Source organism: Actinoplanes palleronii (genome assembly GCF_016862315.1).
GTDB lineage: Bacteria > Actinomycetota > Actinomycetes > Mycobacteriales > Micromonosporaceae > Actinoplanes > Actinoplanes palleronii.
The window spans coordinates 90,144-106,137 of record NZ_BOMS01000076.1; the positions used below are offsets into that span (position 1 = coordinate 90,144).

The window sequence follows — 15,994 nt, forward strand, 5'->3', positions numbered from 1 at the left end:
CCGCACCCGAACTCCCCACACCAAGCGGAAAACCGATGAGTGTGTGAAGTTCGGGTGCGCTGTGCGCCCGAACTTCACACACTCGAGGATCAGAAGTCGTCGTCGAAGGTGACGCTGCCGCTCACGCCTACCTGGTAGGCCGAGACGCGCCGTTCGAAGAAGTTCGACAGTTCCTGTACGTCCTGCAGCTCCATGAACGCGAACGGGTTCTTGGAGCCGTAGATCGGCGCGATCCCCAGCGCCGCGAGCCGCCGGTCCGCGACGTGCTGCAGGTATTCGCGCATGTCGCCCAGGGACATCCCGCTGACGCCCTGCTCGAGCAGGTCGGCGGCGAACTGCACCTCACACTCGACCGCGTCGGCGAGCATGTCCCGGACCTGCTGCTCCATCTCCGCGTCGAACAGGTCGGGCTCCTCGCCCCGCACCTGGTCGACGACGTCGAAGGCGAACGCCATGTGCATGCTCTCGTCGCGGAACACCCAGTTGGTGCCGGACGCGAGACCCTGCAGGACGCCGCGGGAGCGCAGGAAGTAGACGTACGCGAACGCGCCGTAGAAGAACAGGCCCTCGATGCACGCCGCGAAGCAGATCACGTTGAGCAGGAACGCCCGCCGGTCCGCCTTCGTCTTCAGCTCACGCAGCTCGAAGACCGAGTCGATCCACTTGAAACAGAACTCGGCCTTGCGGGCGATCGACGGGATGTTGTCGACGGCGGAGAACGCGGCCGCCCGCTCGTCGAGGTCGGGCACGTACGTGTCCAGCAGGTTCAGATAGAACTGGACGTGCACGGCCTCCTCGAAGAGCTGCCGGGACAGGTAGAGCCGGCCCTCCGGGGAGTTGATGTGCTGGTAGAGGTTCAGCACCAGGTTGTTCGCCACGATGGTGTCGCCGGTGGCGAAGAACGCGACCAGCCGGGACACCAGGTGCTGCTCGGCCGGGCTGAGCTTGGCCAGGTCGGCCAGGTCGGAGTGGAGGTCGACCTCCTCGACCGTCCAGGTGTTCTTGATGGCGTCCTTGTACCGGTCGAAGAAGTGCGGGTACTTCATCGGCCGGAGGGTCAGGTCCATTCCAGGGTCGAGCAGCATTACTGGCATGCCTCACAGATGTCGGGGTTCTCGAGGGACGCGGCGAGCACACCGTCCGTGTCTCCGAGCAGGTTCAGGCTGAGGGTGGCGACCTGGCCGGCGCCGGACGGGTTCGCCACCAGGGTGGTGGTCTGCGCCGGGACGACCACGACCGGGGCCTTGGTGACGGCGGCGGTGGTGGTGGCCTGCTGGATGCGCGTGGCCGGGCGCGAGCGCAGGTAGTACGAGGTCTTCAGCCCCGACTTCCACGCGTAGAGGTACATCGAGGAGAGCTTGCCGATGGTCGGCGCGCTCAGGAACAGGTTCAGCGACTGGGACTGGTCGATGAACGGCGCACGGGCGGCGGCCAGGTCGATCAGGGCCTTCTGCGGGAGCTCCCACGCCGTACGGAAAATCTCCCGGACGTCGGCCGGCAGCTCGGTGATCTCCTGGACCGAACCCTCGGCCCGCTTGATCGCGTCCCGGATCTCCGCGGTCCACAGGCCGCGGGCCTTCAGCTCCCGGACCAGGTACGTGTTGACCTGGAGGAACTCGCCGGACATGGTCTCGCGCTTGAACAGGTTGCTGACCTGCGGCTCGATGCACTCGTAGCAGCCGGCGATCGACGCGATCGTGGCGGTCGGCGCGATCGCGATCAGCAGCGAGTTGCGCAGGCCGTGCGCCGCGATCCGCTCCTTGACCGACGCCCAGCGCGCGGTCTGGACCATCGGGGCGCCCCACAGCTCGGGGTGCAGGTCACCCTTGGCCGCGCGGGTCTCCGGGTACGACGGGTGCGCGCCGAACTGCTCGGCAAGCGTCGCCGACGCCTCCAGCGCGGTCAGGAAGATCTCCTCCTGCACCCGGGTGGACAGCTCCTTGGCCTCGGCCGAGTCGAACGGCAGCCGCAGCGTGAAGAACGCGTCCTGCAGGCCCATCAGCCCGAGGCCGACCGGGCGCCAGCGCGGGTTCGACGCCGCCGCCTGGTCGGACGGGTAGTAGTTGATGTCGATGACCCGGTCCAGGAACGTCACCGCGGTACGCACCGTCGCGCGCAGCTTCTCCCAGTCCACGCCGTCGGCGGTGGTGTGCCCGCCCAGGTTGATCGAGCCGAGGTTGCAGACCGCGGTCTCGGCGTCCGAGTTCACCTCGAGGATCTCGGTGCACAGGTTCGACAGGTGGATGGTGTTGCCCGGCGCGCCGGTCTGGTTCGACAGCGCGTTCGAGCGGTCCTTGAACGTCATCCAGCCGTTGCCGGTCTGCGCGAGGGTGCGCATCATCCGGCCGTACAGGTCGCGGGCCTTGACCGTCTTGACGGCCTTCTTCTCCGCGTTCCGGTACGCCTCGGTGAACTCGTCACCGAAGAGGTCCGGCAGCTCGGGGGCGTCGGACGGGTCGATCAGCGACCAGTCACCGTCGGCCTCGACCCGGCGCATGAACTCGTCCGGGATCCAGTTGGCCAGGTTCAGGTTGTGGGTACGCCGGGACTCCTCACCGGTGTTGTCCCGCAGCTCCAGGAACTCCTCCACGTCCGGGTGCCACGGCTCCAGGTAGACACAGGCCGCGCCCTTGCGCCGGCCACCCTGGTTGACCGCAGCCACACCCGCGTCGAGGGTCTTCAGGAACGGCACGATCCCGTTCGACTTGCCGTTCGTGCCGCGGATCAGCGCGCCCCGGCCCCGGACCCGCGACCAGGCGATCCCGATCCCGCCGGAGAACTTCGACAGCTTCGCGACCTGGTGGTACCGCTCGTAGATCGAGTCCAGCTCGTCCTTGGGCGAGTCGACCAGGAAGCACGACGACATCTGGGTGTGCGTGGTGCCCGAGTTGAACAGGGTCGGCGAGCTGGGCAGGTACGCCAGCGACGACATCAGCCGGTAGAAGCCGATCGCCTCGTCGACGGTCTGCGACAGGCCGCAGGCGACCCGGAGCAGCCAGTACTGCGGTGTCTCGATCGGGACCCGCTTGGTCGGGTGCCGCAGCAGGTAGCGGTCGGCCACCGTGCGCAGCCCGAAGTACTCGAAGCGGAGGTCGTTGCCGAGGTCGATCGCATTGTCCAATTTGTCTTTAAATTTCGTGACAAATTCGAGAGTGCTCTCGCTGATCAGGCCCTGCTGGTGGCCGAGCGCGATCGACTCGCTGAACGTGGTGACGCCCTGCTCGCCGACCTCCTCGGAGACCAGGTCGATCAGCAGCCGGGCGGCCAGCCGGGAGTACTGCGGCTCCTCGCCGATCAGCTCGGCGGCGGTCTGGATGGAGAGCTTGTCCAGTTCCTCGGTGGTGGCGCCGTCGTACAGGCCACTGATGGTCTTGGTGGCGACCCGCAGCGGGTCGACCTCGTCGAGGCCGGTGATCCAGCGCTCGACCGCCGTAACGATCTTGTTGACGTCGACGGGAGCCAGCTCACCGTTGCGCTTGCGCACCTGCATCACGTGCCGGCGCTGTCCCGGCACGGTGGTCTTCTCCGGCGTGAGCGTCATAGCCCTCTTCCCTCGCGAGTCAACACGGTCTCCGACCGCGCGCAGGAAGACACCATCGACCCCTCCGGGCGCAAACGCGCACAGAGATCCCTTGGCGTCGGCCGTCCCGCGCGGCGTTCGACCACCACACACGTGTGCGTGCGGCGCGCTGGCAGGTCTTCGGACTCGTGGGCGCACTGCTCGTGCCTACCGGCCATCGCTTCCCGGACCTGACGGCCCAGTGCTTGGTTGACGGCTTTCGTTCCCACTCACCGCTGCGGGGCAGCCCCGGTCTCGCACCGGGTTCCCTGTTGCCTCGACACACCCGCGAGGGCATCCCGAACCAGCTGCGATCGACACTATATATGGGTGCCGCACCATGATCGCAACGCCACATGGTGTGTCGGATCAGTCACCCGAGAAGGCTGAAAACGATCTCTAACGGATTACCGGCGGGGTGCTCGCGCACCCCGCCGGCTCATTCACAACAGGTCAGCAGGTGCCGAGATCCTGCCACTGCTCGGTCCAGCCGGGCTCCGAGCCCTGCGTCCAGTACCTGGCCTTCCACAGGTGTTTGCCCTGACCCGACGCCGGGCCGCTGGGGTCGCCGTACCGGCTCTTCTCGTGCTTCACCAGGGCACCACCGAGATAGACACTGCCGAATGCCCATTCCGGCGCGTTCGAGCAGCCGGTGGCCGGCGGCTGTGACGTCGGTGACGACGTGGGTGACGAGGTCGGCGACGAGGTCGGCGAACTTGTCGGGTTGCTCGGGGTCGAGCAGGTGCCCGACGAACCCACCGTGTCGAGGAAGCCGGTGCCACCGGTCCGATATCCGGCCGCCTGCGAGCTGGCCTGAGTCGGTGACAGCACCTGGTTCTTCGCGAACAGCACCCAGTCGACCTGCTGGACGTACGTGCTCTTGCCGCCGGTGTGCGCGGCGAGGTCGATGAACCACAGGTTCCAGTTGATGGTCATCGTCTGCCGCGGGAAGAACTTCCCGCCGTGGTCGCCGACCTGCACGCCGTCGATGAAGTAGACGACGTGACCGTTCGCCACCTGCGCCACCACGTCGTGCCAGCCGTCCAGGCTGGACCGCTGCTCGGAGTGCAGGTTGTCGGCGAACCACGGCTCGTTCCGGTACGTGTACCAGGTCGTCTGGTAGTTGATCGGCCCGGTCTCGCCCCAGCCGCCGTTCGGCAGGTACTCGGAGAAGTCCAGCTCGCTGTAGGTCGGGTCGAGATCACCGTTCAGCGGGCTGATCGTGAAGAACGTCTCGTTGATGTGGTCGCCGTCCGGCCCGCTGGCCGGCGCGTCGGTGAACTTGATCCGGCTGGCGTAGGTGCCCTCCAGGAACCGCTTCTGGGTCGAGTAGAGCTCGGCGTGCCCGGTGCCCGCCGCGGTGCCGTCGGTGTACGCGGTGAGCTGAGCCACCTTGTCACCGTTCGTGGTCGGGAACGTGATGTTCGCGGGCGACCAGTTCGCCCCGGCCACACCGGGACCGCCCTGGTAACTGCGCGGCGTCCAGCCGTTCCCGGTCAGCGACGCGTCCGCGGACGAGCTGTAGTGGAAGTCGTCGAACAGGTAGCCACAGTCGGCGGCGGCCGCAGGGGTGCCGGCGCCGAAAGCGACGATGCCCGAGGCGGCCAGCACGGCCACGGCGAGACCAGCCAATCGACGTTTGTCAATGAACATGGATAGACTCCTCCTGTCGGAGAGGGGATTTTTTGGTCACCTGGCCGACGGAGTACCTTCGGGGCCAGGTTGGTGCGTGCGTCAGCGGGCTCTCTTCCTATGCGGTACGCCGGATGCGCCCGGCGTACCGCGCCTCCAGTTCTGCGTTGTGCTCCTTGCCTCCCGGCACGTTGTCGGACAGGTAGACCGGCGGGGTGATCCCCGCCGCGAGCAGGTTCGCGACCACCTCGGTGACGATCTGCTGGGCCAGCAGCGCCGCGGTGATCGAGGAGAGCGCGCCGACCGCGCCACCGCCGGGCAGCGGCAGGGTGGCGTCGCCGTACGGCGCTCCGTTGTCCAGCACCACGTCCGCGATCTCGCCGAGCTTGCGCCCGCTCGGGTGCCGGGTGGCGACACCCGCCGAGTGCTCCGCCGACGTGATCGCCACCAGCGGATGTCCGCGCTCCTTGACCAGCAGCGCCATCTCCACGACCGCGCCGTTGATCCCCGAGTTCGAGGCGATCACGAACGCGTCGTCCGGCTTGATCGGCGCCAGGTCGTAGAGCCGGTGGGCGATCTCGGTGCCGCGCTCGACCATCGGGTCGGCGAGCGCCTCGAGCGGGTCACCGCCGTAGAGCACGATGTCGCGCAGCGCGATCCGGTTCGTCGGGACCAGGCCACCGGCCCGGCCGGCGATCTCCATGGCCAGCGCCTCGGAGTGGCCGCAGCCGAAGGCCTGGATCACTCCGCCGTTGCGGACCGTCGTGGTGAGCAGCTCGGCGGCGCGCCGTTTCTCGTCGGCCTGGCCGGTGCCGACCCGGTCGACGGCGGCCCGGACCTGCTCCAGGAAGTCACTGCCGGTGAGGGTCACGGTTGTCCTTTCGTACGCCCACGCTTGCGGGTCGGGATCTTCTCGGGCAGCCGGTGTGCGTCGACGGCGCGGACGGTCAGCTCCAGCGCTTCGGCGGTCCGCTCGTACGTGCGCTGGGCGACCGCCACGTAGATCAGGTCCAGGATCAGCAGCTGGGAGTGCAGCGCGGAGAGCGCGGCCAGCCGGAACGTGGTCTCCTGCACCGAGGTGGTGAACACCACGTCGGCCACCTCAGCGAGCGGCGACCGACCGAAACTGGTCACCGCGACGGTGAGCGCGCCGTGGTCCGCGGCCTCGGCCAGGGTCTCGATCACCTCACGGGTACGCCCGGAGTGCGACAACCCGATCGCCACGTCACCGGGCAGCAGCAGGGCGGCGTTGGTGAGCGCGGTGTGCGAGTCCACCCGGTGCCAGACCGGCACCCGGATCCGCTCCAGCCGGAACGCCATCTCCCGCGCCGACGTGCCGCTGCTGCCCAGCCCGAAGATCTCCACCCGGCCGGCGCCGGCGATCGCGGCCGCGACCCGTTCGACGGCGGCCACGTCCAGGCCGGCCGCGGTGCTCTGAATGGCCCGGGTGTCGGCCGCGGTCACCACCCCGAGCACGTCGATGAGCGGATCGTCGGGCGAGATGTCACCACTGATGTCGGTTTCCCAGCGGGCCTGCTCGGCCCGGCCGGTCTCGGTGGCGATCGCCACGCGCAGGTTCGCGTACCCCTTGAAGCCCAGCGTGCGGCTGAACCGGGTGACCGTCGCCGTCGAGGTCCCGGACCGTTCGGCCAGGTCGACGATGCTGGCGTGCGCCGAGGTCTCCGGGTCGGCGAGAATCGTCTCGGCGATCCTCGCCAGCGCCTCGGGCATGCCCGCGCCCTCGATCCGCAACCGTCCCAGCAGTCCGCCGCTTTCACCGGTCACTTCGGTCATCCTTTTCATCGAGTGCTGTTGCCGATGAAAATTACGACCGTCTTCACATCTAGTCAACAAGAAATATTCATGCTTCGATCTGTTGGCATGGAGCTGGCTCTGGGCATCGACGCGGGCGGGACGGGCACCCGGGCCGTCATCGCCGAATCGCCGGACCACGCGGCAGGCCCGTGGCGGATCGTCGGGCGCGGCGCGGCCGGTCCCGGCAATCCGATCTCGGCGGGGCCGGCCGCGCTCCTCGAGATCGCCGCCGCCGTCCGGCAGGCTCTGGGTCACCGTTCCCCCGCTTCGGTACGGGCGGCAGCGCTCGGCCTGTCCGGCACCAGCGCCCTCGACGACCCCCGCACCCGTGACCGATTTCGTCAGATGTGGACGGAGCTCGGGCTGACCTGCCCGATGACCGTGGTCGGCGACGTGCTCACCGCGTTCGTGGCCGGCACCCGGTCGCCGTCCGGCGCGGTGCTGATCGCCGGCACCGGCGCGGTCGCCGCCCGGATCGACCAGCTCGCGATCGTCCGGGTCGTCGACGGGCTCGGCTGGCTGCTCGGTGACGAGGGCTCCGGGCGGTGGCTGGGCCTGCGCGCGGTCCGGGCCGCGGCCCGCTCCTTCGACTCACCGTTCGCCACCCGGATCGCCGCGCACGCCGGCGTCACCTCCTGCGACGAGCTGGTGCGCTGGGCGCAGGCCCTGCCGCTGGACGCGATCGCCGCGCTGGCCCCGACGGTCTGCGCCGAGGCCCGGCACGGCGACCCGGACGCCACCGCGATCGTCACCGACGCGGTCCGCCGCCTGCTGCGCACCCTGGACAGCCTCGACTCCCCCGGCCCGGTCGTGCTGGCCGGCAGCCTGCTCACCGCCGACACCCCGATCCGCGACGCCCTGCTCACCACCCTGCGCGCCCGCGGCACCGAGGTCACGCTGGCCGGCGACCCCGCCGAGGCCGCCGCCCGCCTGGCCGCCACCACCCAGCCGACCCCCAGAGCTGCCTCCCCAGCCCCAACACACCCCTGACAACCAGCCCCGGCCCGGAGCTCGGCTGGCTCTCAGGGGTGCCTCACCACCCCGACACACCCCTGACAACCAGCCCCGGCCCGGCGCCGGGGCCGCGGTCTGGAGCGGGGCTGGTTGTTTCGCGGGTGTGAACACATCGTGGGCGTGACGGTATGAGCGGTTTGGGATACCCGCATTCATGGATGTGAATGCAATTCTCTCCTCAGCGCCCCACCGGGCGTATCCCCCGCGACGAGGAGAACCGAAGATGCGCAGTTGGCGAACCCTTCTGGCGAGGACCACAGCGACACTCGCCGCCGCGATCACCGTGGCCAGCATGGGCGCACTCGCCGCCCCGGGCGCGGCGCACGCCGACGCCAGCGTGGTCGGCGGCACCCGGGCGACTCTGGGTGAGTTCCCGTGGATGGTGCGGCTGTCGATGGGCTGCGGGGGCGCCCTGTACAGCTCGACCCTGGTGCTCACCGCGGCCCACTGCGTCAGCGCGACCGGCACGAACACCTCGATCACCGCCACCCTGGGCGTGGTCGACCTGAACTCGACCAGCAAGATCACCCGGAAGTCGAACTACGTCTACCGGGCGCCCGGCTACACCGGCAGCGGCAAGGACTGGGCGTTCATCCGTCTCGCCAGCCCGGTCACCGGCGTCGCCACGCTGCCGATCGCGAAGACCACCGCCTACGACACCGGCACCTTCACGATCGCCGGCTGGGGTGCCGCCACCGAGGGTGGTGCGCAGCAGCGGTACCTGCTGAAGGCGACCGTTCCGTTCGTCAGTGACACCACCTGCAACTCCAGCTCGATGTACAACGGCGAGATCATCGCGAGCAACGAGATCTGCGCGGGATACACCGCCGGTGGTACCGACACCTGCCAGGGTGACTCGGGTGGCCCGATGTTCCGCCGTGACTCGGCCAACGCCTGGGTCCAGGTCGGCATCGTGAGCTGGGGCGACGGGTGCGCACGGCCGAACAAGCCGGGCGTCTACACCCAGGTCAGCTACTTCGCCGCCACGATCGCCGCCGCCGCCACGACGCTGGGCGGCTGAACCCGAGTGTGGGGAGTCAGGGCGCGCTCCGCACCCGAACTCCCCACACACGAAGCAAAACCACCGAGCGTGTGAAGTTACGGCGCGATACGCACCGCAACTTCACACGCTCGTTCCGCGCGAGACCGCACGCGCCACAACTTCACACGCTCGGTCCGCGCGAGACGCACACGCCACAACTTCACACGCTCGGTCGGCGGGGGATGACCAGCGGGGCGCCGCCGGACGGGTGGGGCAGCACCTCGACTTCGTGCTGGTAAACCTCGCTCAGCAGCTCCCTGGTGAACACCTCCGCCGGCGGACCGGCCCCGCGCACCCGGCCACCCGCCAGCACATACGCCCGGTCCGCGTAGGCCGCCGCCAGCCCCAGATCGTGCAGCACGACGATCACCGCCGCGCCGGAGCGGGCTCGTTCGCGTGCCGTACCCAAGACGAGCTCTTGATGCCGCAGGTCGAGCGCCGCGGTCGGCTCGTCGAGGAGCAGCACCGGGGTTCGCTGAGCCAGGACCCGAGCCAGGGCGACCCGGGCCTGTTCCCCGCCGGAGAGCGCCGGGAACGGCCGGTCGGCGAACCCGGCCGTCTCGGTCTGCCGCATCGCCTCGGCCACCGCGGCGGAGTCCTCGGCGCGTTCCGGCCGGCCGGCCCACGGGGCACGGCCCATCCGCACCACCTCACCGACGGTGAACGGGAACGACAGCACGGCCTTCTGCGGCAGCACCGCGCGCAGCCGGGCCAGCTCAACCGGCCGATATGTCCCGACCGCCCGCCCGGCCACCTCGACGGCACCCTCGGCCGGCACGTCGCCCGCCAGCGCGGCGAGCAGCGAGGACTTCCCCGCACCGTTCGGCCCGACCAGAGCGATCACCTCGCCGGGGTCGGCGTGCAGGTCAACGCCGTCAACGACATGACGCCCACCAAGCCGAACCCGCACACCGGCCGCCCGTACCCCGAGACCCCGGCCCGAGTCCGATTCCACGCCAAACCCGCTCACCCCCAACCCCCGGCCCGCGCCCGGGTGCGGCGCAAAAGCCAGAAGAAGACCGGCCCGCCGACCATCGCGGTCAGCACCCCCAGCGGCAACTCCTGATAATCAACAGCGGTCCGGGCGATCAGGTCACCGAGCACCACCACCACCGCCCCGCCCAGCGCGCTCGCCGGGATCAGCACCCGGTGCCCGGGCCCGGCGACCATCCGGATCAGATGCGGCACCACCAGGCCGACAAAGCTGATGATCCCGGTGAACGCCACCGCCGCCGAGGTGAGCAGCGCGGTCGCCACGATCGCGACGATCCGCAGCCGTTCGGTGTCGACGCCGAGGTGCCGGGCCGGGCCTTCGCCGAGGGCGAGCAGGTCGAGTTTGCGGGCCAGGACCGCGGCCACCGTGAGGCCGAGCGCCGCGCACGGCAGCGCCACCGCGACCGCGCCCCACGTGGCCTGGGCCAGGCTGCCGAGCTGCCAGAACGCGATCGCCCGGACCCCGTCGTCGTCGGTCAGGAACATCAGCAGGCCGAGCAGCGCGCCGGCGGTGGCGTTCACCGCCACGCCGGTCAGCACCAAGGTCACTACTTCGGTGCGGCCGTTGGCGCGGGACATGGCGTACACGATCAGGGTGGTGATCATGCCGCCGCCGAAGGCGGCCATCGCGGTGGTCCAGCCGCCGAACAGGGTGACTCCACTGACGATCGCGGCCGCCGCACCGACCGCCGCACCGGCCGAGACACCGACCACGCCGGGCTCGGCGAGCGGGTTGCCGAAAACGCCCTGCATCAATGCCCCGGCGCAGCCGAGCGACGCACCGACCAGGACCGCCAGCACCACTCGCGGGAACCTGACCAGCCACAACGCGTTCTCGCCCTGCACCGCCGAGGGCATCGGGCCAAGGTCCAGGCCGAGCCGGTGCAGCACCGATCCGGCGACCTCGGCCGGTGAGATCGGGACCTGTCCGCGCCCCGCCGCGAGCAGCGCGACCACGATCAGGCCTGCGGCAAGACCCACGATCAAAACCGTTTTCCGGTACGACCTGAGCACCGCAATGTTCAGTCGCATGGGCCGTAGACCGCCTTGGCCAGCGCGGCGACGGCCTGTCCGGTGCGCGCCCCGAAGTTGAGCAGCACCCCGTCGTCCATGTCGACGATCCGCCGGTGGATCCCGGCCGGCGTCTGCGCCACCCCGGCGAGTTTGAGGAGCCCGTCCACTCCCCCGACCGAGTTCAGTCCCTCGGTCATCACCAGGATCACGTCCGGCGCCGCGTTGATCAGTCCTTCGCTGGTCAGCGGACGGAACTTCGTCAGCCCGATCGCGCTTCCGGCGTCGACGGCCCCGATCGCCCCGATCATCGCGTCCGAGCCGGCGCCCCGGCCGCCGATCAGGTACACGCCGGCCGTGCCCCGTACGTACAAAAAAGCGATCTTCAATGGGGTGACGCCGGCCGGCGCGGTCTTGCGCGCGGCGTCGATCTCGCCCTGCACCGTCGTGACCAGGCGCTCGCCGGCCTCGGCGACACCGAGGGCGGCGGCAACCGCGCGGATGTGCTCGGGCACCGCGGCGAGGGTCTGCTCGTCGTCCACGATCACCACCGGGATGCCGGCCTGGCGCACCTGATCGAGAACGGTCGGCGGGCCGATGCTGTCGTCGGCGAGCAGCACGGTGGGGTTGAGTTTGAGGATCGCCTCGGCGGAGAGGTCGTGGCCCTGCGGGGTGACCAGCGGGAGCTTCTTCGCCGCCGGGAACGTGGTCGAGGTGTCCCGGCCGATCACCTGGTCACCGAGCCCGAGACTGAAAACGATCTCGCCGAGGGAGCCGTAGAGGTTGACCGCGAGGATCCGGTCGGCGCTCGTCACGGTGACCTTGCGGCCGTCCGCGGAGTCGACAGTGGCCGGTAGCGCCGGGGTGGCTTTCGGGTCGAGCGGGGTGATGTCGGTGCTGGTCAGCTTCGCGGTGGCGACGCCGCAGCCGGCGGTGGTCGCGGCGGCTTCCGGCCCGACCTCGCTGACCGCGGTGCACCCGGCCACGCCGAACAGGAACACGACAGCGACAGCGGCGACGGCTCGGCGGTTCATGCGCTTTCTCCCTCTAGCAACCGATTCACGCGCGGCTTCCTTTCCGGCGGCGGATCCGGCCCGCGACGGAGGCGGACAGCAGGCCGACCAGGAACGCGCCGCCGATCGCCCACCAGTGCCCGAGCGGCGTGGCGGCGCTCGTCCTGGTCAGCGCGAGATCGGCGGCCGGCAACGCGGCGACCGTCGTGGCCGCGTGCGGTGCGGCGGTGGCCAGGCGTCCGGTCGGCGGCCCGACCGGCGGGGATGTCGGCTTCCCGGTCGGCGCGACCGCTGCCCCTTTGACCGGGCTCGGCGCCACGGTCACTGCGGTCCCGGTCCTGGCGGGCGCGAAACGAACCGCGATCCGCACGTCTTGGGACCGATCGCTTGTCCGCGTGTGATCAGCCCGGGTGACGATCGCGCAGCCGCGGACCGCGCAGTCCACCTCACCGATCATCTGGCTGACCCGGATCGACACGGTGAACGAGCCGCCCGCGCCGTACGGCGTGGCCAGACCCTCCCCATAGGACGGCGGGTTCGACGAGATCCACGAGGAGGAACCCGACGAGCCGGACATGTCGGCGCCGCCACCGCACGGCGACGGGATCACGCCGGCGCCGTTGTCCAGGCAGAACGCCACGTAGATGCCTTTTTTCACGTCGTACCCACGGCCGGTGACGGTGACCGTCTGCCCGGCTCGGTCCAGGCCCTTGGTCTTGGACACCGAGAGTCGCTTCGCCGCCTGCGCGGGTGTGCCGGACAGCACCACCACCAGCAGAGTCAGCACCGTGGCCACCGTTCTCAGGCCGATGCGCACTGTCGCCCCCACCACATTCGTACCCCTGCGATCTTGCTTTTGATCATGAGGTTAGGTGAGGCTACCCTAACTGAACTCGCGACAGCGGGTCACTGCCCTATTCGGAAGGAACTCACGAGCATGGGCACATCTCACGGCTCGCATCGGGCCGCACTGCTGGCCGGCGCGCTGGCTCTCGGCGTCGCCACCTCCCTGATCGCGGCCGCACCGGCGATGGCCGCCGAGGTCAAGGTCGGCGGTGGCAGCCTCGACTGGGGCTTCAAGGCGTCGTTCCGGGCCTACGTCGGCACCGGCAACGGCACCCCGCCGATCGCCGTCAAGGACGGCGCGACCCGCAACGCCGACGGGACGTTCGACTTCCCGGCCACCGGCGGCACGTACGACGCCGCCGCGGGCACCGCGAAGGTCACCTACGGCGGGACCGTGGTCTTCTCCTACCCGCTGCACATGTTCGAGATCACCCTGGCCAACCCGACCCTGGTGGTCGACGGCGACGGCACCGGCGCACTACTGGCCGATGTGGACCTGGTGGCCAACGGTGGCAGCACCGAGCAGCACCTGGACCAGGCGGAGATCGCCACCGTGGTGACCACCGCACCGGCCGTGACCGACGGCGCCGTCTCGTTCTCGAACCTGGCCGGCACGCTGACCAGCTCGGGTGCCGGCGCGTTCGCCGGCTTCTACTCGGCCGGTTCGGCGCTCGACCCGATCACCGCGTCCGCCTCCGCGACCGCGACCGAGCCGGAGGAACCGCAGGAACCGGAAGAGCCGCAGGAGCCGGAGCAGCCCGGTGGCAGCAGCTCGGCCGCCCAGAAGATCACCGCAGCGGTCTCCGGCGGGGCACTCACGCTCACCTCGGCCGGTTCCGCGGTGGCGCTCTCCGCGGCCACCCCGGGCCAGACCGCGACCGGCAACCTCAACGCGGTCACGGTCAGCGACCTGCGCGGCACCAACTCCGGCTGGGACCTGGTCGGTCAGGTGACCGATTTCGCCTCCACCGGCGGGGCCACCATCCCGGCCGCCAACCTCGGCTGGACACCGACCGCGGCGGTCGCCGGCACCGGTCTGGTCGCGGCGAACGGCGTCACCAACGCCGTCGCGCCGGGCAGCCCGGTCGCACCCGGCACCGGGCTGGGCGCGAGCCGCACCCTCTGCAAGGCCGACACCGGGAGCAGCCTCGGCAGCTCCACGTGTGGCGCGGCGCTGAGCCTCGGCATCCCCGAGTCCAGCGCAGCCGGTGAGTACAGCGCCGTGCTCACCCTGACGCTCGCCTGAGCTCCGACGCTCATCGAGCTCTGACGCTCGCCTGATTCACCAGCGGGCGGGGAACCGGACGGGAATTCCGCAACAGTTCCCGTCCGGCCCGCACCCATCGTAAGGAGCACCATGGTCGTACGTGGCGCGCTGGCCGCCCTGTCGCTGCTCGCTGTGCTGATCCCGGCGCCGGCCTCGGCCGCTCCCAGCGGCTCGTCCGACGTGCGCTGGTCGGTGCAGCCGTCGACGGCGAAGGGCCCCGACGGCCGGGACTTCATCATCCGGCGTGCCGCGCCCGGCGAACGGCTCACCGACTACGTCGGGGTCACCAACCTGACCACCCGCCCACTGGTCTTCACCGTGTACGGCACCGACGCGTACACCACCGACGACGGCTCGTTCGCGTTGCTCCCGGCCGCGCAGAAGCCGACCGACGTCGGGTCCTGGACGGCGCTGGGCGCCACGAGATACACCGTGCCGGCGAACACCCGCTTGGACATCCCGTTCTCGATCTCGGTGCCGGCCGACGCGACGCCGGGCGACCACGCCGGCGGAGTGGTCACCTCGATCGCCGAGGAACAGACCACCGCGAACGGTCAGAAGGTGCTCGTCGACCGCCGGGTCGCGGCCCGCGTCTATCTCACCGTCGCCGGCGCCGTCACACCGACATTGAAGATCGACACGGTACGACTGGAGTACGTCACCTCGGCGAACCCGGCCGACGGCGGCGTGATGACCGTCAAATACCTCGTGCACAACACCGGGAACCTGCGGCTCAGTGGCACCGGCACGGTCCGGGTGACCGGCCCGTTCGGCTGGGAGCTGGCCCGCACCGGCGGTATGGAGATCCCCGAGCTGCTGCCCGGTGGCTCGGTCACCGTGACCGAGAAGATCCTCGGCGTGCAGCCGACGGTCCGCCTGGCCGCGCAGGTCTGGGTCGAGCCCGCCTCGTTCGACCAGAAGCTTCCCGCGGTGTCCCGCAGCACCGGCGTCTGGGCCTGGCCCTGGGCTCTGGTCGCGGTGCTCGGCGCGGTCCTGCTCTACCTCATCGTCCGGTTCGTACGGCGTCGTCGCGCTGGACACCGTCCCACCCCCGCAGCATGATCGAGTACGACACCGTTGTCGTGCTTCCCTCCCGCAACCGGCACAGCCAGGAAGGACGAGCCGACAGATGACCGGATTCGCCGCACGCCTCCGCAAGGCCACCATGTCCGAGCACCGCGACGCGGAGACCCGCAGTTTCATCGCCCGCCTGATGGCCGGCGCGGTCCCGCTCACCGGTTTCACCGCCCTGACCGCCCAGTACCTGGTCATCTACCGGGAGCTGGAAGCCGCCGCGACCGCGATGGCCGATCACCCGGACGCGGCCGACTTCGCCGACCCGGCCCTGTCCCGGGTCGCCGCCCTCGAGTCCGATCTGGCCCACCTGCACGGCCCGGACTGGGAGTCGTCCGTCGTGCCCCTCGACGCCACCCGCCGCTACGCGGACCGGCTGCGCGAGCACTGCCACACCTCATCGGCCCACTTCGTGGCCCACCACTATGTGCGCTATCTGGGCGACCTCTCCGGTGGTCAGTTGGTCGGCCGCAAGGTCGCCGCGACCTACCACTTGGGCGACGCGGGCACGGCGTTCTACCGCTTCGACCAGATCACCGACCCGAAGGCCTACAAGACGGTCTACCGCGCCCGCCTGGACGCCCTCGACCTCCCGGCCGCGGACCTGGACACCCTGGTCGAGGAGTCCCAGCTGGCCTTCACCCTGAACGCCGCCATCTTCCAGGAGCTGGGCACCGCCTATCCAGAGGATCTGGTCCCCGCCGCCTGACCGCACCCCACCCGCCACG

Annotated in this window: 14 protein-coding genes and 1 riboswitch; of the genes, 5 read left to right on the plus strand and 9 right to left on the minus strand. The window is 70.2% G+C overall.

Going from position 1 to position 15,994, the window contains the following annotated elements; all coding sequences use genetic code 11:
- Window positions 1-89 precede the first annotated feature (89 nt).
- From Apa02nite_RS25385 to Apa02nite_RS25405, 5 genes are all read right to left on the minus strand, one after another.
- Window positions 90-1,085 (minus strand): ribonucleotide-diphosphate reductase subunit beta, encoded by a 996-nt coding sequence (locus Apa02nite_RS25385; protein ID WP_067691584.1) that lies wholly within the window; start codon window positions 1,083-1,085, stop codon window positions 90-92.
- The gene (locus tag Apa02nite_RS25390) at window positions 1,085-3,541 is read right to left on the minus strand and encodes a ribonucleoside-diphosphate reductase subunit alpha (RefSeq protein WP_203827205.1); all 2,457 of its coding nucleotides are present in this window, start codon (window positions 3,539-3,541) and stop codon (window positions 1,085-1,087) included. The genes Apa02nite_RS25385 and Apa02nite_RS25390 overlap by 1 nt, the downstream gene beginning before the upstream one ends.
- Window positions 3,542-3,674: 133 nt before the next feature.
- Window positions 3,675-3,883, minus strand: a riboswitch (cobalamin riboswitch).
- Between the two features lie 129 nt (window positions 3,884-4,012).
- Window positions 4,013-5,212, minus strand: coding sequence for a glycoside hydrolase family 16 protein (locus tag Apa02nite_RS25395; protein ID WP_203827206.1), 1,200 nt, complete (start codon window positions 5,210-5,212; stop codon window positions 4,013-4,015).
- A 97-nt stretch (window positions 5,213-5,309) separates the two neighbouring features.
- Window positions 5,310-6,062 (minus strand): sugar isomerase domain-containing protein, encoded by a 753-nt coding sequence (locus tag Apa02nite_RS25400; RefSeq protein ID WP_203827207.1) that lies wholly within the window; start codon window positions 6,060-6,062, stop codon window positions 5,310-5,312.
- Window positions 6,059-6,985, minus strand: a complete 927-nt coding sequence (locus Apa02nite_RS25405) for a MurR/RpiR family transcriptional regulator (RefSeq protein WP_232344178.1) — start codon at window positions 6,983-6,985, stop codon at window positions 6,059-6,061. Before Apa02nite_RS25405 ends, Apa02nite_RS25400 begins: the two co-directional genes overlap by 4 nt.
- Window positions 6,986-7,054: 69 nt before the next feature.
- Between Apa02nite_RS25405 and Apa02nite_RS25410 the strand changes: the two genes are divergently transcribed.
- Together Apa02nite_RS25410 and Apa02nite_RS25415 are read left to right on the plus strand one after the other, a co-directional pair.
- On the plus strand, window positions 7,055-7,996 hold the full coding sequence (locus tag Apa02nite_RS25410) for an N-acetylglucosamine kinase (RefSeq protein ID WP_239164555.1): 942 nt from the start codon (window positions 7,055-7,057) through the stop codon (window positions 7,994-7,996).
- A gap of 247 nt (window positions 7,997-8,243) precedes the next feature.
- Complete coding sequence (locus Apa02nite_RS25415; RefSeq protein WP_203827208.1) at window positions 8,244-9,041, plus strand: S1 family peptidase; 798 nt, start codon at window positions 8,244-8,246, stop codon at window positions 9,039-9,041.
- A 181-nt stretch (window positions 9,042-9,222) separates the two neighbouring features.
- Here the strand turns inward: Apa02nite_RS25415 and Apa02nite_RS25420 are convergent, their stop codons facing one another.
- The 4 genes from Apa02nite_RS25420 to Apa02nite_RS25435 are packed head-to-tail and all read right to left on the minus strand — an operon-like array spanning window position 9,223 to window position 12,866.
- On the minus strand, window positions 9,223-10,032 hold the full coding sequence (locus Apa02nite_RS25420; RefSeq protein ID WP_307871977.1) for a heme ABC transporter ATP-binding protein: 810 nt from the start codon (window positions 10,030-10,032) through the stop codon (window positions 9,223-9,225).
- Entirely contained in the window at window positions 10,029-11,036 is a 1,008-nt protein-coding gene (locus Apa02nite_RS25425) for a FecCD family ABC transporter permease (RefSeq protein ID WP_239164556.1), read from the minus strand. The genes Apa02nite_RS25420 and Apa02nite_RS25425 overlap by 4 nt, the downstream gene beginning before the upstream one ends.
- Window positions 11,037-11,077: 41 nt before the next feature.
- The gene (locus tag Apa02nite_RS25430) at window positions 11,078-12,100 is read right to left on the minus strand and encodes a heme/hemin ABC transporter substrate-binding protein (RefSeq protein WP_203827211.1); all 1,023 of its coding nucleotides are present in this window, start codon (window positions 12,098-12,100) and stop codon (window positions 11,078-11,080) included.
- A 25-nt stretch (window positions 12,101-12,125) separates the two neighbouring features.
- Window positions 12,126-12,866 (minus strand): hypothetical protein, encoded by a 741-nt coding sequence (locus Apa02nite_RS25435; protein ID WP_203827212.1) that lies wholly within the window; start codon window positions 12,864-12,866, stop codon window positions 12,126-12,128.
- Window positions 12,867-13,016: 150 nt separating this feature from the next.
- Between Apa02nite_RS25435 and Apa02nite_RS25440 the strand changes: the two genes are divergently transcribed.
- The 3 genes from Apa02nite_RS25440 (at window position 13,017) to Apa02nite_RS25450 (ending at window position 15,975) form a co-directional block, all read left to right on the plus strand.
- Window positions 13,017-14,171, plus strand: a complete 1,155-nt coding sequence (locus Apa02nite_RS25440; protein WP_203827213.1) for an HtaA domain-containing protein — start codon at window positions 13,017-13,019, stop codon at window positions 14,169-14,171.
- 111 nt (window positions 14,172-14,282) lie between these two features.
- Entirely contained in the window at window positions 14,283-15,254 is a 972-nt protein-coding gene (locus Apa02nite_RS25445; RefSeq protein WP_203827214.1) for a WxL protein peptidoglycan domain-containing protein, read from the plus strand.
- Between the two features lie 67 nt (window positions 15,255-15,321).
- A complete protein-coding gene (locus tag Apa02nite_RS25450; protein WP_067691558.1) occupies window positions 15,322-15,975 on the plus strand; it encodes a biliverdin-producing heme oxygenase in 654 nt (217 codons plus the stop codon).
- Window positions 15,976-15,994: the final 19 nt, after the last annotated feature.

What these genes read in the sequence shown, in the direction of transcription:
- Apa02nite_RS25410 (WP_239164555.1), top strand. Translation starts at nt 7,055, where the DNA reads ATGCTTCGATCTGTTGGCATGGAGCTGGCTCTGGGCATCGACGCGGGC.
- Apa02nite_RS25385 (WP_067691584.1), bottom strand. Translation starts at nt 1,085, where the DNA reads ATGCTGCTCGACCCTGGAATGGACCTGACCCTCCGGCCGATGAAGTAC.
- Apa02nite_RS25445 (WP_203827214.1), top strand. Translation starts at nt 14,283, where the DNA reads ATGGTCGTACGTGGCGCGCTGGCCGCCCTGTCGCTGCTCGCTGTGCTG.
- Apa02nite_RS25430 (WP_203827211.1), bottom strand. Translation starts at nt 12,100, where the DNA reads ATGAACCGCCGAGCCGTCGCCGCTGTCGCTGTCGTGTTCCTGTTCGGC.
- Apa02nite_RS25450 (WP_067691558.1), top strand. Translation starts at nt 15,322, where the DNA reads ATGACCGGATTCGCCGCACGCCTCCGCAAGGCCACCATGTCCGAGCAC.
- Apa02nite_RS25395 (WP_203827206.1), bottom strand. Translation starts at nt 5,212, where the DNA reads ATGTTCATTGACAAACGTCGATTGGCTGGTCTCGCCGTGGCCGTGCTG.
- Apa02nite_RS25415 (WP_203827208.1), top strand. Translation starts at nt 8,244, where the DNA reads ATGCGCAGTTGGCGAACCCTTCTGGCGAGGACCACAGCGACACTCGCC.
- Apa02nite_RS25390 (WP_203827205.1), bottom strand. Translation starts at nt 3,541, where the DNA reads ATGACGCTCACGCCGGAGAAGACCACCGTGCCGGGACAGCGCCGGCAC.
- Apa02nite_RS25440 (WP_203827213.1), top strand. Translation starts at nt 13,017, where the DNA reads ATGGGCACATCTCACGGCTCGCATCGGGCCGCACTGCTGGCCGGCGCG.
- Apa02nite_RS25405 (WP_232344178.1), bottom strand. Translation starts at nt 6,985, where the DNA reads ATGACCGAAGTGACCGGTGAAAGCGGCGGACTGCTGGGACGGTTGCGG.